Origin of the sequence: Bradyrhizobium algeriense, from assembly GCF_036924595.1 — a bacterium.
Classification (GTDB): Bacteria; Pseudomonadota; Alphaproteobacteria; order Rhizobiales; family Xanthobacteraceae; genus Bradyrhizobium; species Bradyrhizobium algeriense.
The window spans coordinates 405,758-429,696 of sequence record NZ_JAZHRV010000001.1; the positions used below are offsets into that span (position 1 = coordinate 405,758).

Annotated in this window: 23 protein-coding genes; 15 read left to right on the forward strand and 8 right to left on the reverse strand. The window is 63.1% G+C overall.

The window, feature by feature from the left end; translation table 11 throughout:
• Positions 1–26: 26 nt before the first annotated feature.
• The gene (locus tag V1286_RS01995; protein WP_334477241.1) at positions 27–764 is read right to left on the reverse strand and encodes a protein-L-isoaspartate(D-aspartate) O-methyltransferase; all 738 of its coding nucleotides are present in this window, start codon (positions 762–764) and stop codon (positions 27–29) included.
• 289 nt (positions 765–1,053) lie between these two features.
• On the opposite strand from V1286_RS01995, the gene V1286_RS02000 reads away from it, so the two are divergent.
• Together V1286_RS02000 and V1286_RS02005 are read left to right on the forward strand one after the other, a co-directional pair.
• Positions 1,054–2,592, forward strand: coding sequence for an FAD-dependent oxidoreductase (locus V1286_RS02000; RefSeq protein WP_334477242.1), 1,539 nt, complete (start codon positions 1,054–1,056; stop codon positions 2,590–2,592).
• Between the two features lie 140 nt (positions 2,593–2,732).
• A complete protein-coding gene (locus V1286_RS02005; RefSeq protein ID WP_334477244.1) occupies positions 2,733–4,343 on the forward strand; it encodes an acyl-CoA synthetase in 1,611 nt (536 codons plus the stop codon).
• Between the two features lie 410 nt (positions 4,344–4,753).
• On the opposite strand, the gene V1286_RS02010 is transcribed toward V1286_RS02005, so the two are convergent.
• The 3 genes from V1286_RS02010 to V1286_RS02020 are packed head-to-tail and all read right to left on the reverse strand — an operon-like array spanning position 4,754 to position 6,073.
• Entirely contained in the window at positions 4,754–5,266 is a 513-nt protein-coding gene (locus tag V1286_RS02010) for an SRPBCC family protein (protein WP_334489492.1), read from the reverse strand.
• Positions 5,267–5,292: 26 nt separating this feature from the next.
• Positions 5,293–5,766, reverse strand: coding sequence for an SRPBCC family protein (locus tag V1286_RS02015; protein ID WP_334477245.1), 474 nt, complete (start codon positions 5,764–5,766; stop codon positions 5,293–5,295).
• Positions 5,759–6,073: an ArsR/SmtB family transcription factor gene (locus V1286_RS02020; RefSeq protein WP_108522591.1), complete on the reverse strand. Its 315-nt coding sequence runs from the start codon at positions 6,071–6,073 to the stop codon at positions 5,759–5,761. Before V1286_RS02020 ends, V1286_RS02015 begins: the two co-directional genes overlap by 8 nt.
• Positions 6,074–6,192: 119 nt before the next feature.
• Here V1286_RS02020 and V1286_RS02025 point away from each other — a divergent pair, with 119 nt between their 5' ends.
• From V1286_RS02025 to V1286_RS02040, 4 genes are all read left to right on the forward strand, one after another.
• The gene (locus tag V1286_RS02025; RefSeq protein WP_334477247.1) at positions 6,193–7,638 is read left to right on the forward strand and encodes an LVIVD repeat-containing protein; all 1,446 of its coding nucleotides are present in this window, start codon (positions 6,193–6,195) and stop codon (positions 7,636–7,638) included.
• 9 nt (positions 7,639–7,647) lie between these two features.
• Positions 7,648–8,220, forward strand: coding sequence for a hypothetical protein (locus V1286_RS02030; protein ID WP_334477248.1), 573 nt, complete (start codon positions 7,648–7,650; stop codon positions 8,218–8,220).
• 245 nt (positions 8,221–8,465) lie between these two features.
• Positions 8,466–9,083 carry a LysE family translocator gene (locus V1286_RS02035; protein ID WP_108522592.1) on the forward strand — a complete coding sequence of 206 codons (618 nt, stop codon included), beginning with the start codon at positions 8,466–8,468 and terminating at the stop codon, positions 9,081–9,083.
• Positions 9,084–9,151: 68 nt separating this feature from the next.
• Positions 9,152–10,129 carry a DUF3592 domain-containing protein gene (locus V1286_RS02040; protein WP_334477251.1) on the forward strand — a complete coding sequence of 326 codons (978 nt, stop codon included), beginning with the start codon at positions 9,152–9,154 and terminating at the stop codon, positions 10,127–10,129.
• On the opposite strand, the gene V1286_RS02045 is transcribed toward V1286_RS02040, so the two are convergent.
• Positions 10,126–10,875, reverse strand: coding sequence for an N-formylglutamate amidohydrolase (locus V1286_RS02045; RefSeq protein WP_417021092.1), 750 nt, complete (start codon positions 10,873–10,875; stop codon positions 10,126–10,128). The two genes, V1286_RS02040 and V1286_RS02045, sit on opposite strands and share 4 nt — an antisense overlap.
• Before the next feature lie 153 nt (positions 10,876–11,028).
• On the opposite strand from V1286_RS02045, the gene V1286_RS02050 reads away from it, so the two are divergent.
• The 3 genes from V1286_RS02050 to V1286_RS02060 all read left to right on the forward strand — a co-directional run bounded on the left by V1286_RS02050 (position 11,029) and on the right by V1286_RS02060 (position 13,319).
• Positions 11,029–11,940, forward strand: a complete 912-nt coding sequence (locus V1286_RS02050; RefSeq protein ID WP_334489494.1) for a transglutaminase family protein — start codon at positions 11,029–11,031, stop codon at positions 11,938–11,940.
• A 2-nt stretch (positions 11,941–11,942) separates the two neighbouring features.
• Positions 11,943–12,755: a transglutaminase-like domain-containing protein gene (locus tag V1286_RS02055; protein ID WP_334477253.1), complete on the forward strand. Its 813-nt coding sequence runs from the start codon at positions 11,943–11,945 to the stop codon at positions 12,753–12,755.
• A 165-nt stretch (positions 12,756–12,920) separates the two neighbouring features.
• Positions 12,921–13,319 (forward strand): gamma-glutamylcyclotransferase family protein, encoded by a 399-nt coding sequence (locus V1286_RS02060; RefSeq protein WP_334477254.1) that lies wholly within the window; start codon positions 12,921–12,923, stop codon positions 13,317–13,319.
• Between the two features lie 59 nt (positions 13,320–13,378).
• Here the strand turns inward: V1286_RS02060 and V1286_RS02065 are convergent, their stop codons facing one another.
• The gene (locus V1286_RS02065; protein WP_334489496.1) at positions 13,379–13,945 is read right to left on the reverse strand and encodes a chlorite dismutase family protein; all 567 of its coding nucleotides are present in this window, start codon (positions 13,943–13,945) and stop codon (positions 13,379–13,381) included.
• 242 nt (positions 13,946–14,187) lie between these two features.
• Between V1286_RS02065 and dnaG the strand changes: the two genes are divergently transcribed.
• Complete coding sequence (gene dnaG, locus V1286_RS02070) at positions 14,188–16,197, forward strand: DNA primase (RefSeq protein WP_334477255.1); 2,010 nt, start codon at positions 14,188–14,190, stop codon at positions 16,195–16,197.
• 393 nt (positions 16,198–16,590) lie between these two features.
• Positions 16,591–18,699, forward strand: coding sequence for an RNA polymerase sigma factor RpoD (gene rpoD / locus V1286_RS02075; protein WP_334477256.1), 2,109 nt, complete (start codon positions 16,591–16,593; stop codon positions 18,697–18,699).
• Between the two features lie 180 nt (positions 18,700–18,879).
• Here rpoD and V1286_RS02080 read toward each other — a convergent pair whose 3' ends face one another.
• Complete coding sequence (locus V1286_RS02080; protein WP_057849867.1) at positions 18,880–19,116, reverse strand: hypothetical protein; 237 nt, start codon at positions 19,114–19,116, stop codon at positions 18,880–18,882.
• A 132-nt stretch (positions 19,117–19,248) separates the two neighbouring features.
• On the opposite strand from V1286_RS02080, the gene V1286_RS02085 reads away from it, so the two are divergent.
• Positions 19,249–20,217, forward strand: coding sequence for a DUF817 domain-containing protein (locus tag V1286_RS02085; protein WP_334477257.1), 969 nt, complete (start codon positions 19,249–19,251; stop codon positions 20,215–20,217).
• Here the strand turns inward: V1286_RS02085 and V1286_RS02090 are convergent.
• Positions 20,180–21,586 (reverse strand): glycosyl hydrolase family 79 N-terminal domain-containing protein, encoded by a 1,407-nt coding sequence (locus V1286_RS02090; protein ID WP_334477259.1) that lies wholly within the window; start codon positions 21,584–21,586, stop codon positions 20,180–20,182. The genes V1286_RS02085 and V1286_RS02090 overlap by 38 nt on opposite strands.
• A gap of 716 nt (positions 21,587–22,302) precedes the next feature.
• Here V1286_RS02090 and V1286_RS02095 point away from each other — a divergent pair.
• From V1286_RS02095 to V1286_RS02105, 3 genes are all read left to right on the forward strand, one after another.
• Positions 22,303–22,818, forward strand: coding sequence for a dienelactone hydrolase family protein (locus V1286_RS02095; RefSeq protein WP_334477261.1), 516 nt, complete (start codon positions 22,303–22,305; stop codon positions 22,816–22,818).
• Positions 22,819–22,840: 22 nt separating this feature from the next.
• The gene (locus tag V1286_RS02100; protein WP_334477263.1) at positions 22,841–22,996 is read left to right on the forward strand and encodes a hypothetical protein; all 156 of its coding nucleotides are present in this window, start codon (positions 22,841–22,843) and stop codon (positions 22,994–22,996) included.
• A gap of 94 nt (positions 22,997–23,090) precedes the next feature.
• A complete protein-coding gene (locus V1286_RS02105; protein WP_334477265.1) occupies positions 23,091–23,888 on the forward strand; it encodes a lytic murein transglycosylase in 798 nt (265 codons plus the stop codon).
• Positions 23,889–23,939: the final 51 nt, after the last annotated feature.

Sequence of the window (23,939 nt, forward strand, 5' to 3'; positions counted from 1 at the left end):
GGCCTGTTCCGCGAAGAACCGGACCGTTATCGGCCCTGTGAACCCGTAAAGGGCACGAAGCGCACGGGGGCGACGGCGCGCGTTGTCGTCTTGTCAGGGGCGATTTTCTCGACGACCGTAAGGTGCTGAGTGCCGTAATCGGCTCCCACCGGCATGACGAGCCGGCCACCCACTTTAAGCTGCTCGATCAGCGGCGGCGGCACCTGCCCGAGCGCTGCGGTCACCACCACGGCGTCAAACGGACCGCATTCGGGCCAGCCAGCATAGCCGTCGCCAAGCCTGGCGCTCACATTGTCATACGCGAGGTCTTTGAGTGTTTTCGCGGCGGCCTCGGCCAGCGCCGGGATAATTTCGATGGTGCAGACCCTTCGCGCCAGGCGCGCGAGGATGGCGGCCTGATAGCCCGAACCCGTACCGATTTCGAGCACGACATGATCGGGCGCAACCTCGGCCAACTCTGTCATCAAGGCCACGATGAACGGCTGCGATATGGTCTGGCCGCGGCCGATCGGAACGGGCATGTCCGCATATGCGATCGAGCAGGATCGCTCGGGAATGAACAGATGGCGTTTCGTTTGCCCCATAGCGTCAAGGACCCGCTCCGAAAAACCCTGCTGTCCCGAAACAACGGCGCGGGACCGGGCGTAGTTCTTGATGGTTTCGACCATGGCGGCGCGTTCGCGGACGCATTGTGCGTCCTCCTGAGCGGTCGCACCCCGCGCGGCGGCGACCATGGAAAGCACCAGCAGCAGCATGGTCTTCATGATTGTGCTCCCGTCGATCCACGCTTGGCGTCGACCGCTTGAGCGCAACGAGAAGATTCGACCGATCAGCCGTCAAGCGAAACACGGCGTCCAGCGAATGACCGCAATGCGTTCAGGCGGTCCTCCAGCAAGCCTTGATACCATGCCGGCACCTGGTCGGTAAGCTGACTTCTCCGCACACACCATCCATGGCGCCGTATCAATGACGCCGTGGAACCGCAGGGTGCCGGCGCAATTATCAAGGCGTCGCACCACTGCATGACGACGCGCAACGAGAGCGGAGGAAGATATGGCCGATCAGCAAGCGCCTCCCGCCGGTCCCGACCTGTCAAAGGGCATCACCCCGTCCGAATTCGCCGGCGAGACCTTGCTCGGCCATGTCGGCGACGATGAAGTGTTGCTGGTGCGTTCGGGCTCGGAGATCTTCGCGATCGGCGCGCATTGCAGCCATTATCACGGGCCGCTCGCCGAGGGCCTCGTGACCGGCCAGGACATCCGTTGTCCCTGGCATCACGCCTGTTTCGATCTGCGCACCGGCGAAGCCACCCGCGCACCGGCGCTTAGTCCGATTGCGGTGTGGAAGGTCGACCAGCAAGACGGCCGCATCCTCGTTGGCGAAAAACGTGAACAGCCCAAGCCACGGGTCAAGCCGCGGGTGAATGGCGCCACCGACGCGCCCGGCCGGATCGTGATCGTCGGCGGAGGCGCGGCGGGCTTTGCCGCAGCCGAGATGCTGCGGCGGCAGGATTATCGCGGCAGCATCGTCATGCTGAGCAACGAGGCTGCAGCGCCGGTAGACCGGCCGAACCTGTCCAAAGACTATCTCGCCGGCAGCGCGCCGGAGGACTGGCTGCCGCTGCGGCCGGATGATTTCTACGCCGAGGCGAAGATTGACCTGCGGCTGAAGACCGAGGTGACGTCAATCGACACCAACGCACGCCACGTGGTCACGGCAGGCGGCGAGACCTTCGCCTACGACCGTTTGCTGCTGGCGACCGGCGCCGAGCCGGTGCGCCTGCCGATCCCGGGTGCGGACCAGCCCCATGTGCACGTGCTGCGCTCGCTGGCCGATTCTCGCGCCATCATCGCATTGGCCGATGGCGCGCGGCGGGCGGTGGTGATCGGGGCGAGCTTTATCGGGTTAGAGGCCGCAGCGTCGTTGCGCGCCAGAAATGTCGAGGTCCACGTCGTTGGCCTGGAGCAGCGGCCGATGGAGCGCGTGCTGGGGCCTGAGCTGGGCGACTTCGTCCGTGCGCTGCATGAAGAGCATGGCGTCAACTTTCATCTCGGCGACACCGTGACTGCGATCAGCGGCAAACGCGCGATGCTTAAGAGCGGCACTGCGATCGAGGCCGATATCGTGGTGGTCGGCGTCGGCGTGCACCCCCGCCTTGGATTGGCGGAGCAGGCGGGACTGGCGATCGATCGGGGCGTCACCGTCAACGCCTATCTGGAAACCAGTGTCCCCGGCATCTACGCCGCGGGCGATATCGCGCGCTGGCCCGATCCGCATTCCCTCGAGACCATTCGCGTCGAACATTGGGTGGTGGCCGAGCGCCAGGGCCAGACCGCCGCGCGAAACATGCTTGGGCAGCGCGAGCCATTCCACGCGGTGCCGTTCTTCTGGAGCCAGCACTACGACGTGCCGATCAATTATGTCGGCCACGCCGAGAAATGGGACGAGATCACCGTCGACGGCGACATCGCGGGCAGGGACTGCCTGCTGCAGTACAAGAGCCGTGGCCGCGTGCTCGCCGTCGCCTCGATCTATCGCGACGTTGCAAGTCTCGAGGCCGAGCTTGCGATGGAGAAGGCGCGGTCGCCTTGAGTCAGGTGACAAAAACGCCTCTCCTCGTCATGGCCGGGCTTGTCCCGGGCATCCACGTCTTTAAACTCGCGGCAAGCAAACAAGAACGTGGATGGCCGGGACAAGCCCGGCCATGACGAGGGACGGAAATAACAAACGCCATGCTCACCGAAGCCTCAACCTACGACGAGCTCTACCGCAACTTTCGCTGGGACATTCCCGAGCGCTTCAACATGGCGACCGCGTGCTGCGACCGCTATGCGGATGGCACTGACCGTCTGGCGCTGATCTACGTCGATGAGGACGGCGCGACCACACGCACCTCGTTCGACGAGGTCGCAGAGGCCTCGCGCCGTTTTGCCAATGTGCTGAAGGCTGACGGCCTGTCGCGCGGCGACCGCGTGGCGGTGTTCCTGTCGCAATCGCTGGAATTGCCGATCGCCCATCTCGCGGCATTTCGTTCAGGCATGATCTCGATCCCGCTGTTTGCGCTGTTCGGCGAGGATGCGCTGGAATTCCGCCTGTCGAATTCCGAGGCCAAGGCGATCGTTACCGACCAGAGCGGCTGGGAGAAGCTCAAGAAAATCCGCGACCGTCTTCCGGCGCTCAACAATATCTACGTGATCGGCGATCGCGCGCCCGCCGGGACGAAACCGTTCTGGTCTTCCCTGAAGGCGGCATCGTCGGATTTTACGACCGTCGACACCTCTCGCGATGATCCCGCCCTGATCATCTACACCTCGGGCACCACAGGAAATCCCAAGGGCGCGCTGCACGCCCATCGCGTGGTGCTCGGCCATCTGCCGAATGTCGAGATGTGCCACAACTTCCTGCCCCGCCCCGGCGACCTGATGTGGACGCCGGCCGACTGGGCCTGGATCGGCGGGCTGATCAACGCCCTGCTGGCGTTCTGGTATCACGGCATTCCGCTGGTCGGCCATCGCGCGCGCAAATTCGAGCCGCAGGCGGCGATGGCGATGATGGCGGAACTTTCCATCCGCAACACGTTCCTGCCGCCGACCGCGCTGAAACTGATGCGGCAGGCCGGCGTGAAAAATCCCGGCGTGAAGCTGCGCAGCATCTTCACCGGCGGCGAATCGCTCGGCGGCGAGCTGTTGGGGTGGGTGCGCGAAACGTTCGGCATCGATGCGCATGAAGTGTTCGGCCAGACCGAATGCAATCTCGTGATCGGCAGCAATTCGAACCTGTTTCCGCTTCGGCCCGGCTCGATGGGCAAAGCGACGCCTGGCTTCGATGTGCGTATCGTCAACGACAAGGGCGAGGAATTGCCGCGCGGTGAACGCGGCGTCATCGGCGTGCGTCAGCCGTGCCCGTGCACCATGATCGAATATTGGAAGAACCCGGAAGCGACCGCGAAGAAATATGCCGGCGAGTTTCTCCTGACCGGCGATCTCGGCGTGCAGGATGCGGACGGCTATTTCTGGTACGTCAGCCGCGAGGACGACGTCATCACGACCGCCGGCTATCGCGTCGGTCCCTCCGAGATCGAGCACACGCTGATGAAGCATCCGGCGGTGGCGATGTCGGCGGTGGTCGGCATTCCCGATCCGATCCGCACCGAGTCGATCAAGGCGTGGATCGTGCTGCGTCCGGGCTTTGCGGCGAGCGACGAACTGGCGCGCGAGATTCAGGAGTTCGTCAAGGTGCAGCTCGCCGCCCACGAATACCCGCGCTTCGTGCAGTTCGCGGACACGCTGCCGATGACAGCCACCGGCAAGGTGCTGCGGCGCGAATTGCGGGCGCTGGGGTAGGGGCACCGCTTAGTGTCGTCGCAAACTCTCACCGTCGTCCCTGCGAACGCAGGGATCCATAGCCACCGACGGCAATTGGTTTGCGCGCTGGCAGCTATCGCTTTCTTTCCAACAACTATGGCCGCGGTGTATGGGTCCCTGCGTTCGCAGGGACGTCGCGCGGCGATACTCTTCTGCCGTGAAACCCTTGCTTTGAGCGTCGCTGGCGCGTTTCTTCATTGCCGGCGTGAGTTTGATACCCTCGATTTCCCTGATCTTGGCAAAGCGATCACTTCCGAGCACGAACCGGCCAGACTTTGCACCTTTTGCAACGTTCTTCTGTTTCGCCATAGCTGGAAGGTTACCATGAATCGTCGTCATAGCGCGCATGTCGTGCACTGGTGATGATTGGAAGAGGGGAGGCCAGCTCCCTACGGCGTCCCGATGCCCATTTCCTTCAACGCGGCCAGCATCCGTTCCGGCGGCTGCATCTGGATCGTCAGTGCGTTGCCGGTCTCCAGCAGGCTCTTCAGGCTGGAGAGGATCGCGGGCCAGCCGGTGCGGCCGCCGGACAGGATGTCGTCGCTGATGTCGCGGTCGTGCGACTGCAGCATCGTCAGCTTCACGGCGTCGCCCACCTGCTCGATCTCGTAAGTGACGAGCGTCGGCCCGAGTTTTTCCACCAGCGCCGGCCAGTTGACGTTGAAGGTAACGGTGAGCTTCCTTGGCGGTTCGCACTCGATCACCTCACCCGAAATATGCAAGGCGCCGTCCGGCGTTCGCATGATGAAGGCGCCGCCGATCCTCTGATCGACCTCGACCGCATGGCCGGAAAAATACTGCCGGCTGAACTCGGCGCTGGTCAGCGCCTCCCACACCTTCTCCGGCGTGGAAGCGATGTAGATCGTGTAGACGATCGCTGGCTTGAACTGCTCGATCTTCATGTCAGGTCTGGTCCTTCGATAGATCTTCATGACCGGGTGAATTCTTCCTTGCCGAGCGCCGCGCGCGGGATCGCAAGTGGCTTTCCGGTCTCAAGCATACTCTTCAGGCCGGACAGGATCGCCGGCCATCCCGTTGAGATGGCGCCAACCAGCTTGCTGCCCTCGACAAAACCTTCATGGGTCACCGTAAGCTTCACGAGACTGCCATAGGGTTCAATCGTGAACGCGACCTTCGTCGCGGGCTCCTCGCGCATGGCCTCGTTCAGCTCATGTTTGAACGTGTAGGACAGGCGCCGCGGGCGATCCGCTTCGAGGATCTTGCCGGTATCGGTGGTCTTGCCGTCAGTGACCAGCGCAAAAGGCGAACCGACCTTCCAGTCCGACTTCACTTCGGTGCCAAACCAATAGCGCTTTGAGAACTCGCTTTTGGTCAGCGCATCCCACAATGCTTCGGGCGTGGTCTCGATGTACGTCACGTAGACGAATTCCGGCTTACTCATCACGCTTCTCCAACTTTCGTTTCAACTCGCTGAGGGCGCCAAGTTTCCCGCGCTCGAATTTCCTGATCCAGCGTTCGCCGATCTGATGGATCGGAACCGGATTGAGGTAGTGCAGCTTCTCGCGGCCATGCCGGAGCGTGGTGACGAGGCTGGCCGCTTCCAGAATCCCAAGGTGTTTTGTGACCGCCTGCCGCGTCATGGCGAGGCCGTCGCAGAGCTCGTTCAGCGTCTGTCCGTTTTTGGCGTGAAGCCTGTCCAGCAGCGAGCGCCGCGACGCATCGGCAAGCGCCTTGAAGACCTCATCCATGGTTCGGATAATAGGCAACCAAAAGGTTGCATGTCAAGGGCGTGTTTTGGGCGCGGCCCACCACCTGTGTTACCGTGCGCTCAGCCAGCGCAGATTGGCCTTGAACAGTGGGGTGGAACATGAGCGGTCGCCTTAAACTCGCAGCCTCGTTCTCGATCCTTTTTCTCGCAGGCCCAGGCATCGCTTGCGCGCAGCAACAAGTGGTCGGCGCGCCGCCCGAAGCCCTCAACATGAAGCTGGTTGGAACCAGCGACCTGCAGGCGCGCAGCGCCTATCAGCCGACCATCCATCATCAAGGCGACCGCTGGATCGCCTATATCGGCCATCACGGCGGCAGCGACGATATCCCGGCGCCGGTCAATCTGCAGAGCGGCAAGGCCGAGCCGAACGGCACCTCGATCGTCGACGTCACCGATCCCTCGCAGCCGAAATATCTGCGTCACCTCCCGGGCCAGGAAGGCAAGTATGAAGCCGGCGGCGCGCAGATGGTGCGGATCTGTGACGGCAAGGCGCTGCCGAAGGGCGACCGCAACGCGGTCTACATGCTGCGGACCTTTGGCGGCGAGGCGCATGAGATCTGGAACGTCGCCGATCCCGCCATCCCCGTGCTGATCACGCGGATTGCCGGATTAAAGGACACGCACAAGAACTGGTGGGAATGCGACACCGGCATTGCCTTCCTGGTATCAGGCGCACCGGACTGGCGCACGCGCCGCATGACGCAAGTCTACGATTTCTCCGATCCCGCGCATCCGCAGAAGATCCGCGATTTCGGCCTCCCCGGCCAGGAGCCCGGCTCGACCGGCGCGGTGCCGACCGAACTGCACGGACCGATCTCGACCGGGCCTTCCGGCAACCGGGTCTATTTCGGTTACGGTACCAACAAGGGCGGCATCCTGCAGATCGTCGATCGCGAAAAGCTGCTCAGCGGGCCGAAGGAGCCGACCGTGGACAATCTGCGTTCGCCGGAAATTGCGCGGCTGGCAATGTCGGCTTTCAATGGCGCGCACACGGTGTTTCCGATGCCGGGCATGCCGATTGCGGAATTCACGCGCGACAAGGACGGCAAGACCCGCGACATCGTGATGATCGTCGATGAGGCGATTTTGAACGAATGCAACGAGCCGCGGCAGATGGTGTGGTTTGCCGATATCACGGTCGAGAACCGGCCGATGATGATCTCGAGTTACACGGTGCCGGAGGCTAGCGGGGCGTTCTGCGAGCGGGGCGGGCGGTTCGGCGCGCATTCCTCCAACGAGAGCATGGCACAGGTCTTCTACAAGAAGATGGCGTTTATATCCTTCTTCAATGCGGGCGTGCGGGCGCTCGACATTCGCGATCCCTATCATCCCACCGAGGTCGGCTATTTCATTCCGTCGATCACGGCGGCGACCGACAAGCGCTGCGTCAAGATCGACGGCAAGGATCGCTGCAAGGTCGCGATCCAGACCAACAATGTCGAAACCGACGAGCGCGGCTACATCTACATTGTCGATCGCGCCAATACCGGCCTGCACATTCTGGAACTGACCGGGCCGGCGCGCGCTGTCGCCGGCCTTCGTTGAGGGGTGCCGGTGATACGGCGCTGGCCGGTCATTGTGTCAGCCATCGTGGCGCTCGGTGCGCTGTCGGGCGCCGCGGCCTATCAACACGTCGCGCCGGGCCAAGACGAACAGAAACAACGCGAACGGAAAGGCGACTGGCAGGAGATCGCCTGGCCGTTCCCGCGCGACGGCTGGCCCGCAGGCAAAGCGTTTCGCTGCGGCGCAGCCGCCTGCGGTGGCGCTCTGGAGCTTTACCTGCGGCCGAAGCTGGGTTTCTGCAACTGCGATCGCGGCGTCACCGACGACGACGAGGTCGATCGCGTCGCCGATCTCGATCTGATGAGCGAGCATTTTGCGCCGCTCGCGCCGGGCGATATTGTTCGGCTCGCCGATATGCCGGGGCGAATCAGGGCCTATGATCTCAAGATGTCCGACGGTTCACCACACATCGCCGTCGGCGTTGCGGTCTCGCGCCGCTGCGATCTCCTTGTCGCGGTTGCGCGCGGCCGGGGTGATGAGCCCGGGATGCGGCGCGCGGCACTGGCGTTTCTGGCGACCAGCGAAATGACGCGCTGGATGACGGTTGCGATGGAAGGGCGGTAGCCCTTCTTTTAACCTCGCCCCGCTTGCGGGGAGAGGTCGGATTGCGAAGCAATCCGGGTGAGGGGGTACAGGTCTATCGATGGAGTTCGTTAGTGGAGAGAGCCCCTCACCCCGACCCTCTAAGAGCGAGCTTCGCTCGTCTCGACCCCGCAAGAGCGGGGCGAGGGAGCGACGAGCAGGCGCCGCTTCCATCTCATCCCCTCACATGCATAATGACCAAATCGCTCGCCTACCGGAGTTCCTCCATGTCCCTTCAAGCCTATCTCGCCTTTGTCGCCGCCTGCATCGCGCTGGCGTTGTTGCCGGGTCCGGTGGTGACGCTTTTGATTGCCAACGGCCTGCGGCACGGCACCCGCGCGGCGCTGATCAATTGCGCCGGTGCGCAAACCGGCCTCGCCATCGTGATCGGCATCGTTGCCGTCGGCCTGACCTCGCTGATGGCGACCATGGGCTACTGGTTCGACTGGGTGCGCTTTGCAGGCGCCGCCTACCTGATCTGGCTCGGCATCAAGCTGATCCGTTCGCCGGTCGAAGGCGTCAACGCCGACGAACCGCCACCGCCGCCGCGCGGCGGGTTCTTCCTGCAGGGCTTTCTGGTGCTGCTCTCTAACCCCAAGGTGCTGGTATTCTTTGGCGCGTTCATTCCGCAGTTCATGGACATGGAGAAGGATCACTTGCCGCAGGTGGCGCTGCTCGGCATCACCTTTATGGTGATCGCCGCATCGACCGACGCGGTCTACGCGCTGTTGGCCGGCCGGGCGCGATTGTTTTTCTCCAAGCAGCGCACGCGGCTGCTGTCGCGCATCTCCGGCGGCTTCATGATCGGCGGCGGCATCTGGCTGGCGCTGACGCGGGCGAAGTAACCGGCAATCGTTGAACCCGCGGCGGCGGCAGCGCGTCTAACTGCGAGCCGCCTCTGGGGGAACAAGCCGTGCTGCCCGATCTGCCGTGGTTCGTCTATGCGATGCTGCTTGCCCCGCTTGGGCTGCTCCTCGCCGCCGCCACCTATAAGTCGCTGCAGGTGCGTGCTGCGCGCGAATGGCCCTCGACTGCGGGCAAGGTGGTGGTCTCGAAGGCCGAGGTGCGCAAGGTCAAGGTGATCGACAGCGAGCGGGAGGAGGGGCATCGCTTCGAGGAGCGCAACTTCGCCGACATCGTCTACGAATATTCGGTCGCGGGGAGGAAGCTGCGCAACAACCGCGTCAGCATCGGCGAGGACCTTGGAAATTTCCAGGTTGCCGAAACCATCGCCAAATATCCGGCCGGCGCCGTCGTCACCGTCTATTACAACCCGCGGCATCCGGACCAGGCGGTGCTGGAGCGCGACCTGCCGAAGGGCATGTGGGGCTGCCTCGGCATCGGCACGGCAATCGTGCTGGCGATCGTGTTCGGCTCGGCGATCGGCCTGCATCAGTTGACCGAATTCGCATCGAAGCATCTCGCGAATCCCAAAGTGTCGCCGTTTGTCGTCGCCATGAGCGCGTTCGGATTTCTGATTGCACTGTTCGGGCTGGCGCTGCACCGCCAGGCTTCGCTAGCGAGGAAATGGCCGGTCGTGCCCGGCACCATCAAGTCATCGGGCCTTGAACAATTCATGTCCGCGCCGTCGGAGCCCACCGAACGCAGCCAGCTCACATTCCAGTCCAAGGTCTCCTTCGCGTATCGCTTCAACGCGATCGATTATGTCAGCCAGCACGCCAGCCTCGGCGGCAAGGTCTCGTCGACATCGAGGGGCCTGGTGGAGCGCTTCGCCCGAAAATATCCCAACGGCGCCAAAGTCAAAGTTTACGTCAATCCGCTTAATCCGTCGGAAGCCGTGCTGGAGCCCCGTGCTAGCCACATCTGGATACTCTGGGCGTCCGTCACGTTTATCTGGGGCGTCGCGTATTATGTGGCTTTCCACGGCTAGGCGGACAGCAATTGCTGCGCGCGCAGCATTGGCTCGATCTCACCCAGAATCCGCGCCAGCCGTTCCGCCCACGCCTTCTCCCCGGCAGGATCGCCAATCAAATCCTGGCGGATCTCGATCCCCGTATTCATCAACCCGCGCGCCTCGCCGTGCACGGGGATGGTGTAGTCGGTCTCGTCGCTGACCGCATAGGGCTCGTTGTCGCCGACCACGAGATCGCCCTCGGCGCGCAACAGCTTTAACAGCAGGGGCGGCAGATGCGTGTCGCGGTGATAGAGCGTGCCGATATGCCAGGGCCGCGCGATGCCGGCATAGACGGGCGTAAAACTGTGCAGCGACACCAATACCGTCGGCATGCCGGCGCTGCCGCGCTGGTCGATGATCTCGTCGATGCGTCGGTGATAGGGATCGAAGACCTGCGCGCGCCGCATCTCGGCCGCCTCGCGCGAAATGCCCTCGTTACCTGAAATCGTCGTGGCCTCGCTGATGCGCGGGATCGAGCTTGCGACATCGGGCGGGCGGTTGCAGTCGATGACGAGCCGCGAGTAGCGCTGCACGATCAGATGGGCATCGAGATGCTTCGAGAGCGCCTCCGCGACGCCGGCAATGCCGATGTCCCAGGCGATATGGCGCACCAGTTCGCTTTCGGGCAGGCCGAGATCGCCGAGCACGCGCGGGATCAGCCTTCCGTAATGGTCGCACGTCAACAGGAACGGCGACCGTCCCGCGGCGTTGAATTCGTGCACTGGGGGAACATCTTCGGAGCTGAGAAGTAGGGTTGTGGCGGCGGCGTCCAAAGCGTTTTCCTTAAAGCAGTGCCTATCGAATCGGCACCCCGATCTACAATTGAGCAGGATTCGGCCTAGATTAGTCGTACCAGAATCGATGATTGTTTGACGATGCCGCTCCTGACGATCAACCACAAGACCGTTTATCGCTACGCCCGTCCGGTTGCGTTCGGCGAGCACCGCATCATGCTGCGCCCGCTGCCGGGCCATGATTTGCGGATACGCGCAAGCCACCTCAAGATCGAACCGAAGCCGATGCAGCTGCGCTGGATCCACGACGTGTTCGGCAATTCCGTGGCGATCGCGACCTTCGATGAGCGCGCCGACACTCTGTCGTTCACGGCGACCGCCACCGTCGAGCACAATCCGGCGGAAGAGTTCGCGCTGACACCGGACGATCCCGCCTATTTCTATCCCTTCCTCTATGACGATGAGGAATTTCCGGACCTGCTGCAGTTCGTCACGCCGCAATATGGCGACCCCCATGGCGAACTGTCGGCCTGGGCGCGGAAATTTCTCGACGCCGAGGGACCGACGCCGACCTTCAAGATCCTGAGCGGCATGACGCATGGCATCCGCGAGGCCTTTACCTATCGCAAGCGCCACGAGCAGGGCACCCAGCATCCGCTCGACACGCTGCAGACCGGCTCGGGCACCTGCCGCGACTATGCGCTTTTCATGATCGAGGCGCTGCGCCGGCTCGGCATCGCCGCGCGTTTCGTCTCCGGCTATGTCTTCATTCCCGGCGATCGCGCGCATGGCTATGTCGGCGGCGGCTCGACCCATGCGTGGGTGCAGGTCTATCTGCCGAGCGCGGGGTGGATCGAGTTCGATCCGACCAACGGCATCGTCGGCACCCGCGATCTCATTCGGGTGGCGGTGGCGCGCGATCCGCGTCAGGCGATCCCGCTGCACGGCAGCTATCTCGGCTCCCCCGATGCCTTCGCCGGCATGGAGGTGCATATCGACGTCGTCTCAGAAGGCGACGAACAACGCGAAGCGCCGCAGGCGGAGGAAGTCTGATCATGGAGATCAAGGTCGGCTTCGAGATTTCCTATGCGGCCGCCCAACCGACGCCGATGGTGATCATGCTCTCGATCCATCCGTCGCGCTTTGCCGACATCGTCGGCACCGATCGGATCACAGCCGGTCCTGACGTGCCGATCGGCTTCTACCGCGACGGCTTTGGCAATGTCTGCGGACGGCTGGTGGCGCCCGCCGGCGGCGTCACGCTGCGGGGCGATGCGCTGGTCCGCGATTCCGGCCTGCCTGATGCCGTGGTGCCGACCGCGCAGCAATTGCCGATCGATCAGTTGCCGGACGACGTCCTGCAATATCTGATGCCGAGCCGCTATTGCGAGACCGACAAGCTCACCGATATCGCCTGGTCGCTGTTCGCCAACACTCAGCCGGGCTGGGCGCGGGTGCAGGCGATCGTCGACTTCGTGCACAGCCATGTCAGCTTCGGCTACGAGCATGCGCATCACATGAAGTCGGCGCACGACGTCTACGCCGAGCGCGCCGGCGTCTGCGGCGACTTTGCGCATCTGGCGCTGACCTTCTGCCGCTGCATGAATATCCCGGCCCGCTACTGCACCGGCTATCTCGGCGACATCGGCGTGCCCCGCGATCCCGCGCCGATGGACTTTTCGGGCTGGTTCCAGGCCTATCTCTCCGGCCAGTGGTACACTTTTGACGCGCGCCACAATCACCCGCGCATCGGTCGCATCCTGATGGGCACCGGCCGCGATGCCGCCGATGTCGCGCTGACCACGAGTTTCGGGCGGATGGACCTGGTGAAGTTTTTGGTGATCAGCGACGAAGTGGTGCCGGCTTGATCCGGACCGCTTCTTCCGTCATTGCGAGGAGCGAAAGTGAGTTCGCCGTCATTCCGGGATGGTGCGTTAGCACCAGACCCGGAATCCCGAGATTCTCAGGTACGCAATTGCGTACCGTAGTTCGATACTTTGCATCGCCCCGGAACGACGGGATAAGAGTATTCCATGATTTCAGATCGTCTGTTCGTCTACGGCACGCTGATGCGCGGCTTCGACCATCCGATGGCGCAGCTTCTGTCGCGCAGCGCGGATTTTCTGGGCGGTGCCACCTGCCGCGGCCGGCTCTACCTCATCAAGCATTATCCGGGGCTCGTGCTGTCGGACGATGCTGGTGACATCGTGTTCGGCGAACTGTACCGCCTGCGCGACCGCGACGCCTTGCTCGGCGAGTTCGACATGTATGAGGCCTGCGGTGCCGGCTTTCCGGAACCGACCGAGTATGTCAGGCGGATGCTGCAGGTGACGCACGAAGACGGCGCGGCCGGCGAGGCGTGGACCTATGTCTACAACTGGCCGGTCACCGGCCTGCCGCAGATCGCCTCGGGGAAATTTCTGGAGAACTAAAACGTTTCAAGCGAAGTGGGTACCGGTTCGCGTCAAGAAAACGCGTCAAAACAAAAACTCTAGCCCGCATCCAGCCGCTCGCGCTCCACGCGGATATCCACCTCGCGCTCGACATAGCGCCATTCCTCGGTGGCGCGCAGCGTGCGGACCAGTTCCTCGAACGCATCCGCATCGGCGGGCGCGTATTCGAACCAGGTCAGGAAGTCGAAGGTCTCGCCGAGATCGCGGCTGTGATAGAGCTGCCGGGCGATCGCCGGCAGGTATTTCAGGCTCGCCGCAATGTGGTGCGATCGGTCTTCAAAAATCTGCCGCCGCTCCTCCTGCGTCAGCTCCCACCACGTCGCCGATTTCTTGATCGGGATCAGCGCGGCATAGGTTGCCTCCGGGCGGCCGATCTCGGCTTGTACGGCATCAAGCCGTTTCTTTTCGTCACGCTCGGTATAGCGCAGATGGCTGGCGACCCCCGCCAGCCGCCACGAAGTTGCCGAGGGCAGCATCGGCAGCGCGATCGACAGCGAATGCACGACCGACAGCGATGGCGTCGGCGAAAGCGACGCGCCCTTCACCGGCGCGAACCGCGTCACCCGCCACGCCCCGCTCTTGCCACCTCGGAACACCGTGAACATGCGGGTATGGAAGCGCGGAACCGGTGGGGATTCAAGCGGCGTGTGCCGCACTCCGCCGTCATGCCCGGGCTTGACCCGGGCATCCACGTTTTTTTGCAGGCGGTGGCATGGCGAGGAGAGATTTTGCCGCTTCCCGGCTGTGAATAGTGGCGAGAAACCCGCCAATCTTCGTATTTTGTCGACCGGTCCCTGTATCGCTAATCGGTTGGCACGGCCCCACGATTCTGGCAGCTACCTGATCCATGCGCTTCACGCCCCAATTCCTCGAAGAACTGCGCGCCCGGCTTCCGGTCTCGGAAGTCGTGGGCCGCCGCGTCAAGCTCAAGAAGGCAGGGAGGGAGTTCAAGGGGCTGTCGCCGTTCCAGCAGGAAAAGTCGCCCTCGTTCACGGTCAACGACCAGAAGGGCTTTTACCACGACTTCTCCTCCGGCAAGCACGGCGACATCATCTCGTTTTTGATGGAGACCGAGGGCGTCGGCTTCACGGAAGCCGTCGAGCGGCTGGCTTCCATGGCCGGCATGGCGCTGCCGGCGGCGACGCCGGATGCCGCGCGGCACGAGCAGCGCCGCAAGACGCTGCACGACGTGATGGAACTCGCCGCCAAATTCTTTGCCGACACGCTGGCCTCGCGCAATGGCGCCAAGGCGCGCGGCTATCTCGGCGACCGCGGCATTTCGCCGGCGACGCAGCTGCAGTTTCGCTTGGGTTATGCGCCACCGGATCGCTTTGCGCTGAAGGAGCATCTCGGCGCGCAGGGCATTTCGACCGAGGACATGGTGGAAGCCGGGCTGCTCGTGGCGGGCGAGGACAAGCCCGTTCCGTTCGATCGGTTCAGGGATCGCGTGATGTTTCCGATCACGGATTCCAGAGGCCGCGTCATCGCCTTCGGCGGCCGCGCGCTGGAAAAGGACGTGCCGGCAAAATATTTGAACTCGCCGGAAACGCCGCTGTTTCACAAGGGCGACAATCTCTACAACCTCTCGACCGCGCGGCAGGCGACGCATAACGGCTCGCCGCTGATCGTGGTCGAAGGCTATGTCGACGTCATCGCCATGGTCACCGCGGGCTTTGCTGGCGCGGTGGCGCCGCTTGGCACGGCTTTGACGGAAAACCAGCTCGCGTTGCTGTGGAAGATGGCGGACGAGCCGATCCTCTGTTTCGACGGCGACCGCGCCGGCCAGAAGGCGGCGTATCGCGCCGCCGATCTGGCGCTGCCTGCTCTCCTTCCCGGCAAGAGCCTGCGCTTTGCGCTGCTGCCCGAAGGGCAGGATCCTGACGACCTCGCGCGCTCCGGCGGCCGCGTCGCGATCGAGGAAGTGATTTCAGCCGCGCGTCCGCTCGTCGACATGCTCTGGTCGCGCGAGATCGAGGGCGGCAGCTTTGCTACGCCTGAGCGGCGCGCCGCGCTGGAGGCACGCATCAACGAACTCTCCAAGGGCATCCGCGATGAGGTGGTGCGTCGCCATTATCGCGACGATCTCGCCGATCGCCTGCGGCGCGCCTTTGCGCCGCAAGGTGGGGGCGGCGGCTATGGCCGGGGTAATTTCCGGACCGGGCAGGGCGAATCACCCCGCGCGTTTGCCCCGCGCGGAGCGGGTCCGGCCGGCCGATTCGCCTCCCGGGGTGGGCGCGGACCGGGGGCCGGCACAAGCCCCGCGATCGCCTCGGGCCCCTACCAGGCGGCCAGCCCCCAACTCGCGACCAGCCCGATCATGCGCGGCCAGCGCAGCGCGATGTCCCGCCGTGAGGCACTGATCCTGCAATCCCTGATTAACCACCCCTGGCTGCTGCACGACCATCTGGAGGAAGTGGCCGCCCTGGAACTGGCCCATCCCGAGGCAAATAAGTTGCGCGCCGGCATTATCGCGGCCTTCGCCAACGACCATCACCATTCCCCAGATGTCGAGGAGCAGGCCGAGAAAATGCGGGCCGATCTCGAGGCGCGCGGATTAAGCGAGGTTCTTCAAAGGGTTGAGCGAGCGATCACGACCTCGGCGGTGTGGGGCACCAAGCCCGGCGCGGCGCGGGAGGACGTTTTGGCCACCTGGCAGCAACTCGTTGTCTTGCATCAGAAAACGCACGCCCTACTTAGGGAGAAGAAAGATGCCGAGCTGGCGCTGGGTGATGAGCCCACTGACGCCAACATGGCATGGCTGAAGGACGTGAGCGCCCGGCTGGAGTCGCTCGACGGCACGGAAGCCCTGATCGAGGGTTTTGGCGAGCTTTCGGGCCGGTTCCGGAAGAGCGTGTGATAAAAAAATGATGCGGACGGCGGCGGCCGTGCCCGCAAAAAGACTCGCCAAATCCATGGTTTGGCGGCAAAAACAGGGTTAAGCGAAGCTTAATAGTCCGAGGGTTACTAAAAGCAAAGACGTCCGAGGGCTATTGGCATAACACCGACGATGGCGGGTGAAAGGGGTGGCGACGTCTGCGCCGCCCTTTCCGCGTCGTGCATGCGGAATACTCAGGGGCACAAGCGTGATCCGGAAAAGTGGCTATCCGGTTTTCCGAATCGATCACGCGTAAAGAGCTAAGGATCTAGCGGGTTGGCTTTTCGAACAAAAGACATCCCGACGACTTCAGTAATTCAGAGGCGGATGGCGCTGCACGCCATTCCGCACGAGCGCGTTTCGGGAGCTTGATGAATGGCCACCAAGGCAAAGACGCTGCAGGTTAAGGACAAGGAAAAAGACGACAAGGCAGCGGACGCCCCTGAGAAGGATAGCCCCGACGCGCCGTCGCCGTTGCTTGACCTCTCGGATGCCGCGGTCAAGAAGATGATCAAGCAGGCCAAGAAGCGCGGCTTCGTGACCTTCGATCAGCTCAACGAAGTGCTGCCCTCCGACACCACCTCGCCCGAACAGATCGAGGACATCATGTCGATGCTCTCGGACATGGGCATCAACGTGTCGGAAGCCGAAGAGGCCGACGCCGACGAGGAAAAGGAAGAGGCCGACGACGACACCGACAACGAGCTTGTCGAGGTCACGCAGAAGGCCGTCACCGAGGTCAAGAAATCCGAGCCCGGCGAGCGCACCGACGATCCCGTCCGCATGTATCTGCGCGAGATGGGCACGGTGGAATTGCTGTCGCGCGAAGGCGAAATCGCGATCGCCAAACGCATCGAGGCCGGCCGCGAGGCGATGATCGCAGGGCTCTGTGAAAGCCCGCTGACCTTCCAGGCCATCATCATCTGGCGCGATGAACTCAACGAAGGAAAGATCTTCCTCCGCGACATCATCGATCTCGAAGCCACTTACGCCGGCCCCGACGCCAAGAACAACATGAACCCGGCGATGATCGCCGCGCCTGCCGACGGCCAGGCCGCCAATGGCGAGGCTGCGCCCGCGCATGTCGCTCCGCCCGCCGCTCCGCCGTCGGCGACGCCGTTCCGCGCCGCGCCCGCGCCTGGTGCGGACACCGAGGAGAAGGATCCGGCGGAAGCTGCCGCCGAAGGCGACATGGATGACGACGAGTTCGAAAACCAGATGTCGCTCGCCGCCATCGAGGCCGAGCTGAAGCCGAAGGTGGTCGAGACGTTCGACAAGATCGCCTCCGAATACAAAAAGCTGCGCCGTCTTCAGGAACAGGATATCGCCAACCAGCTTCAGAGCGAGTCGCTCTCGCCCTCGCAGGAGCGCAAGTACAAGAAGCTGAAGGATGAGATCATCGTCGAGGTGAAGTCGCTGCGGCTCAACCAAGCGCGCATCGATTCCCTCGTCGAGCAGCTCTACGACATCAACAAGAAACTGGTCTCGTTCGAGGGCCGCCTGCTTCGTCTGGGTGACAGCCACGGCGTCGCGCGCGAGGACTTTTTGCGCAACTATCAAGGCTCGGAGCTCGATCCGCGCTGGCTCAACCGTGTCTCGAAGCTTTCCGCCAAGGGCTGGAAGAATTTCGTCCATCACGAAAAGGACCGCATCAAGGATCTGCGCCACGAGATCCAGTCGCTGGCGGCGCTGACCGGTCTTGAGATCGGCGAATTCCGCAAGATCGTGCACGGCGTGCAGAAGGGCGAGCGCGAGGCGCGCCAGGCCAAGAAGGAAATGGTCGAGGCCAACCTGCGTCTCGTGATCTCGATCGCCAAGAAGTACACCAACCGCGGCCTGCAGTTCCTCGACCTGATCCAGGAAGGCAACATCGGGTTGATGAAGGCGGTTGATAAATTCGAGTATCGCCGCGGCTACAAGTTCTCGACCTACGCGACGTGGTGGATCCGGCAGGCGATCACGCGCTCGATTGCAGATCAGGCGCGCACCATCCGCATCCCCGTGCACATGATCGAAACGATCAACAAGATCGTGCGCACCAGCCGCCAGATGCTCAACGAGATCGGCCGCGAGCCGACCCCCGAAGAGCTCGCCGAAAAGCTCGGCATGCCGCTGGAGAAGGTCCGAAAAGTCCTCAAGATCGCGAAAGAGCCGCTCTCGCTCGAAACGCCCGTCGGTGATGAAGAAGATTCACACCTCGGCGATTTCATCGAGGACAAGAACGCGATCCTGCCGATCGATGCCGCGATCCAGTCCAACCTGCGCGAAACCACCACGCGGGTTCTGGCCTCGCTGACGCCGCGCGAAGAACGCGTGCTCCGCATGCGCTTCGGCATCGGCATGAATACCGACCACACACTGGAAGAAGTCGGCCAGCAGTTCAGCGTGACCCGCGAACGTATCCGCCAAATCGAGGCGAAGGCGCTGCGCAAGCTGAAGCATCCGTCACGGTCGCGGAAGCTGCGGTCGTTCCTCGATAACTGATCGCGGATAGCTGATCCAAATGAAAACGGCGGCCCTTGGTCCGCCGTTTTTGTTTTGGGCTGGCTCTCGCGTCGTCATTGCGAGCGAAGCGAAGCAATCCATCGCGCGGCAAGCGGAGGCATGGATTGCTTCGTCGCTATCGCTCCTCGCAATGACGCGGAGAGAGCCGAGTGCAATGAGCTATTTCTTCTTCGCCCCAACCCTACTGATGCTCTTGATCGCCAGCGGCGTGCGGCCGGATTTTTCGGCGATCTCGCGGTCCTGCTCCATGATGTATCCGCGCGCCGGCTCGTCGCCGTCAAGGCCGCCGAGCAGTTCGGACGGCACGCGCCGGTTGGAGCGCTGGGAATCGTCTTCATAGACGACGTTGAAAAAGGCGAACTCGCCTTTGGGATTGGTCCCGGGTTTCTTGGCCATGGGCGGGCTTTTCGTCGATCAGCGCGCCGCTGTCAAAGAAAATTGCGGGTGCGCAAGAAAAGCGCAGGGACTAAGCGGAATCTGCAAATATTTGCCAATTTTGCATCGCGTTCCACGGCCATCGTCGATGGCATGCTTCGCCCCCCTGACCAACAGCCCGACACCTCCAAACCCGTGCCGAGCGCCGCGGCCATCTGGCCGCCGCTGCGCCCCTTCATCGCTGGCGAACATCGGCTAGGCCGCTTCATGGCCCGGCGCCGCTGGACGTCGGTGCTTTATGAATTCCTCCGCTTCGGCCTGAAGCAGGGCTGGGCCTGCCTGTTTGGCGGGATCGCCGTTTTCCTGATGATCGCAACTTGGTGGTTCTATCCGGCGACCGCGTGGCTTCCGCGCTACGACTTCCTGTTTCTCTGCATGATCACGGTTCAGATCGCGCTGCTCGCGGGGAAACTGGAGACCGTGGACGAGGCGAAGGTGATCCTGATCTATCATGTCGTCGGCACCGTGATGGAGATCTTCAAGACGCAGGTCGGCTCCTGGATCTACCCGGAGCCGAATTTCTTTCGGATCGCCGGCGTGCCGCTATTCTCCGGCTTCATGTATGCCTGCATCGGCAGCTATCTCTGCCGCGCGTGGCGGCTGTTCGATCTGGAGTTTTCCGGTCACCCGCGGCGTCTCGGCCTGGCCGCGCTCAGTGTCGCGATCTACGTCAATTTCTTCAGCCACCACTTCATGCCGGACCTGCGCTGGCTGCTGTTCGCTCTTGCCGGCTGGCTGTTTTTTCGCACCCGCGTCTATTTCAGGGTCTGGCATGTCAGCCGCTCGATGCCGCTATTGCTCGGGCTCGCCTTGGTGTCGCTCTTCATCTGGTTCTCGGAAAACATCGGCACCTTCACCAAAACCTGGCTCTATCCGTCGCAGCGGCACGGCTGGTCGATGGTTTCCATCGACAAGTTCGGCTCCTGGTTCCTGCTGCTGATCATCAGCTACACGCTGGTGAGCCTGGTCAATGCGCCGCGGGAGAAGTGCATGAACGGGCGTACGATCGCCGTCCGGAAGAAATTCAATCGCATGCCGGATTTTTGGCTTCCCCGACTGTGAGGAAAGTGATCGTGGCCGGTCCGATCTCGACCGAACCGGGCGGCGATGTCACCGCGGCAAACCGCGGAAGCTCGTCATTCGGACCGAGCTTCAAAGCCGTTCCATTCAGCTTCACTTCGACGCTTTGCAGATCATCCGCCGACAGCGTGTAACGCTCGCTGGTCACGGGCAATCGCAAGGTTACGGCGTTCGTCCGGTCCGTATTGATGGCCAGCAGCGTGACGGCCCCTCGCGCCCCTCGCCGGCAATGCGCGTAGAGGTGCATCCCATGATGCGTGCCGGCGTCGAGAACAATTGTGCCCATCAGCCTGCGCCACAGCAGCGCCGCCCAGTAGCTTGGCCGCGGCCGCAACGTCTTTTCGTCAAGCAGGCCGTAATCGCTTGCGGCCAGCGTGTTGTGCGCGACCATCTGGACGCCGGCTTTGGCAAGCCGGCCAAGCTGATCGAGATATCGGAACGTATCGAGGAACGTGGAGGCCCAGGGATTGCCGCCGCAGGCTGCCTCGGCGGTTTCGGTAAGCCACATCGGCTTATCAGGTGCGAACTCGTCCCTGAGCGATCGGTAATACGCGAATGTTCGATCTGTGCTCGCCAGCCACGCTTCCGAAAGCGCGGCCTCTGGTGTGGGTTGCCCCGGCGCGCATCGTTGCGAGACCGCGCCATAGTGATGATAGGAAAAGGCGTCGATGCCGGGCCCGGATGCTGCAAGCAGGTTCCGCGTACTGATGAAATCGGTGCTCGATTGCGATGCTGTTGTCTCGCCGATCGAACCGGGGCCCAGAACCATCACATCCGGTTCGCTCGTCCTGATGAACGCAACAAAGGCTTTGAAGTCCCGCCCGTAGGCTGCCGCGTCGTACCCTTTCGGCGCACCGCCCATGGCAGCGAGTGTCGGCTCATTCATGAACTCGACGGCGGCAATTCTGCCGCCGATGGATTTGGTATAGGCGAACAAGCGACGCGCCTGATCGCTCTGCCATAAACCTGTTGCGTCCCGGGCACCGGGGCTTGTTGCCATCGAGGTTACGATCTCGGCGCTGGCGGCGCGGGCAAAGTCGATGACGCCTTTCCAGCGTTCGCGACTGAGCACCGCGCTGAAGCCGCCGGGCGGCGTGGCGGGCGTTTCATCGCTCTCAGCAAAGTAGGTGCCATTGGCCCAGGTGCCGCTGACGCGCAGGTAGGCTGGCGCCAGCGCGGCAGCCAATGTGCGCAGCCGGCGGTTCGACAGGTCGATAGGCTCCCGATACGCGAAGAGGTCGGGATTGCCGCCAGCAGGCATATTGCCGGCGTTGTCAGCACCGCGAGCCGACGGCGCTGAGGCGCTTGGGTTGTAAGGCTTCCAGAACCGTCCGCCGGTGACCTCGACCATTTCCACATTGTACGATTGAAAGCGCGCGTCGATGGTGCCGAGACGGGGTAGTCGTGACGGGTCTACGGAAAGCGTTGGCGCCTGGGCGGCAGCTTTCTGAATTCCCACGAGCGCGGTGATTGCAATTCCGATTCCGACTTTGAAACCACTGGACCTGGTCATAGCCATTGTCCTTTGAGAAGCCGAAACGTCGGGAGCGGCGGGAGGCAACGTGGCCCGGGGGGTAGCGCAGGTGACCGACAGATCAGCCGGTTCAGATTAGCCGCGATGATGGCTGTTTTCGAGATGGCTAAGGGCTGGGAGGTTCTATCCATGCGTTTGTCGTCACGCCGTCCGGCCTGCGTGGTCCTGACAAAACACAGATACGCGCGGCGGCATTGCGAGGCTGTGTCTGCTTTGACGCTGTGCCGTCCCGCATGGCAGATTTGAGCCGCCGTACAACTTTTCATATGGAAGATGAGCTTGGCCAAGCGTCCCTTTATGATTGTCGGACTTGCCGCCACTCTCGCCGTTGTAGCGAGCGCCGCAAGCGTGTCCGCCCAAGACAAGCCGGCCGAAGCGCCCGTCGCGGAAGCAAGGCGCGAGGCGCCCGCCGAGCTGCCACACGTGGATTTCCCCTCGCTCGATGGCAAGACGACGCTGATCACACATTTGTTTCGTCCGCCCGGCGATGAGCCGCGGCCGGCCGTGGTGATGATGCATGGCTGCTCGGGCTCTTGGCCAAGAATGGCCGGTTCTTTCCGCTCTATCGCGCCTGGGCGCGCGAGTTTCTGCAGCAGGGTTACGTCGTCCTTGTCGTCGACAGTGCAAAATCACGCGGCTTTGGGCAGACCTGCTCGGCGAGCGAAGCGCGCAAGGTCATGTGGCGCGACCGGCCCAAGGACGCCTACGCCGCGCTCCGCTATCTGCAGGCGCAACCCTTTGTGCGTCCGGATCGGATCGCGTTGGTCGGCTGGTCGCAGGGCGGCGGCGTGGTGCTGCTGACGATCTCCGACAAGAGCATCGGTCGCCCGGCAGGGCTTGCCAGCGACTTCGCCGCGGCGGTCGCGTTCTATCCCGGCGCCTGCGCTGAGAAATTCCAAACGCAACCCTTACCAATGTTTCGCCGCAGGGCTGGACCACGCATGTACCCCTGCTCGTGCTGTTCGGCGAAGACGATGTCTGGACCGAACTTGGGCCATGCGAGGCGTTCCTATCGGCTGCCAAAGCGCGCGGCAATGCGGTCGAACTGAAGAGCTACGCACATGCCATGCCGTGCACGCTTTCGACGCCCCCGGCCTGCCGCGCACTGAGCTGCCGCAGTATCGCGAACGCGACGGCCGCATTCCCGTGATCGGCACGGACAAGGAAGCCCGTGGGGATGCCCTGGCGCGCGTGCCGGCATACCTCGCCGCAAGATTCGGAAAATGATGGCGTTCCCATGGCGTGATCGCACAAAGGGTTGTTGGATCGCGCGCCGTTTCGGCTAGGGTAGTGCGGTTATGCAGTTTCCAGGGAAAGTCCGATGAACACGAGCAAGCAATTGACGGTCGCCTTCGTCGCTCTGTCCACACTCACCTTCCTGTCCCCCCAGGTCCACGCCGCCCAATGCGGCAGCTCGTCCGCCGGCTATTTCGCCTGGAAGCAGGAGTTCGCCGGCGAAGCCCGCGCCAAGGGCATCAGCGCCCCGACCATCCAGGCGCTGATGGCGACGAACTACGCGCAAGCGACCATCAATGCCGATCGCGGCCAGCGCAGTTTTAATCTCTCGCTCGATCAGTTTCTCGCCAAGCGCGGGGCCACGACCATCGTCGCGAAGGGGCGGCAGCTCAAGCAATCGCAGGGCGCGCTGTTCGCGTCCATTCAGAGCCGCTACGGCGTGCCGCCGGGTCCGCTGCTCGCGATCTGGGGAATGGAGACCGGGTTCGGCAGCCAGCGCGGCAACCAGAACATGCTCGCCTCGATCGCGACGCTCGCCTATGACTGCCGGCGCTCGGCCTATTTCACCGAACACCTTTACGCGGCGTTGCAATTGATCGATCGCGGCGCGCTGTCGCCGACGCAGCGCGGCTCGATGCATGGCGAAGTCGGCCAGACCCAGTTCATGCCCAAAGCCATTCTGGCCTACGGCACCGGCAATCTCGAAAACGCGGCCAATGCGCTGACCTCGACCGCGAACTTTCTGAAAGCCCATGGCTGGCGCACGGGCGCGGGCTATCAGCCGGGCGAGCCGAATTTTGCGGCGATCCAGGCCTGGAACGCCGCAGGCGTCTATCAGAAAGCGATCGCGCTGATGGGCCGCCAGATCGACGGCGGGGAGTAGGGGTCTCTGCCGTCGTCCCTGCCTAGTGCGCAATTGCGCACGGGCGCAGGG

Excerpts from the sequence above, each read along its gene's own strand:
- V1286_RS01995 (WP_334477241.1), bottom strand. The coding sequence starts at position 764 with ATGAAGACCATGCTGCTGCTGGTGCTTTCCATGGTCGCCGCCGCGCGG.
- V1286_RS02000 (WP_334477242.1), top strand. The coding sequence starts at position 1,054 with ATGGCCGATCAGCAAGCGCCTCCCGCCGGTCCCGACCTGTCAAAGGGC.
- V1286_RS02005 (WP_334477244.1), top strand. The coding sequence starts at position 2,733 with ATGCTCACCGAAGCCTCAACCTACGACGAGCTCTACCGCAACTTTCGC.
- V1286_RS02010 (WP_334489492.1), bottom strand. The coding sequence starts at position 5,266 with ATGAAGATCGAGCAGTTCAAGCCAGCGATCGTCTACACGATCTACATC.
- V1286_RS02015 (WP_334477245.1), bottom strand. The coding sequence starts at position 5,766 with ATGAGTAAGCCGGAATTCGTCTACGTGACGTACATCGAGACCACGCCC.
- V1286_RS02020 (WP_108522591.1), bottom strand. The coding sequence starts at position 6,073 with ATGGATGAGGTCTTCAAGGCGCTTGCCGATGCGTCGCGGCGCTCGCTG.
- V1286_RS02025 (WP_334477247.1), top strand. The coding sequence starts at position 6,193 with ATGAGCGGTCGCCTTAAACTCGCAGCCTCGTTCTCGATCCTTTTTCTC.
- V1286_RS02035 (WP_108522592.1), top strand. The coding sequence starts at position 8,466 with ATGTCCCTTCAAGCCTATCTCGCCTTTGTCGCCGCCTGCATCGCGCTG.
- V1286_RS02050 (WP_334489494.1), top strand. The coding sequence starts at position 11,029 with ATGCCGCTCCTGACGATCAACCACAAGACCGTTTATCGCTACGCCCGT.
- V1286_RS02055 (WP_334477253.1), top strand. The coding sequence starts at position 11,943 with ATGGAGATCAAGGTCGGCTTCGAGATTTCCTATGCGGCCGCCCAACCG.
- V1286_RS02060 (WP_334477254.1), top strand. The coding sequence starts at position 12,921 with ATGATTTCAGATCGTCTGTTCGTCTACGGCACGCTGATGCGCGGCTTC.
- V1286_RS02065 (WP_334489496.1), bottom strand. The coding sequence starts at position 13,945 with ATGTTCACGGTGTTCCGAGGTGGCAAGAGCGGGGCGTGGCGGGTGACG.
- dnaG (WP_334477255.1), top strand. The coding sequence starts at position 14,188 with ATGCGCTTCACGCCCCAATTCCTCGAAGAACTGCGCGCCCGGCTTCCG.
- rpoD (WP_334477256.1), top strand. The coding sequence starts at position 16,591 with ATGGCCACCAAGGCAAAGACGCTGCAGGTTAAGGACAAGGAAAAAGAC.
- V1286_RS02080 (WP_057849867.1), bottom strand. The coding sequence starts at position 19,116 with ATGGCCAAGAAACCCGGGACCAATCCCAAAGGCGAGTTCGCCTTTTTC.
- V1286_RS02085 (WP_334477257.1), top strand. The coding sequence starts at position 19,249 with ATGCTTCGCCCCCCTGACCAACAGCCCGACACCTCCAAACCCGTGCCG.
- V1286_RS02090 (WP_334477259.1), bottom strand. The coding sequence starts at position 21,586 with ATGGTCGAGGTCACCGGCGGACGGTTCTGGAAGCCTTACAACCCAAGC.
- V1286_RS02105 (WP_334477265.1), top strand. The coding sequence starts at position 23,091 with ATGAACACGAGCAAGCAATTGACGGTCGCCTTCGTCGCTCTGTCCACA.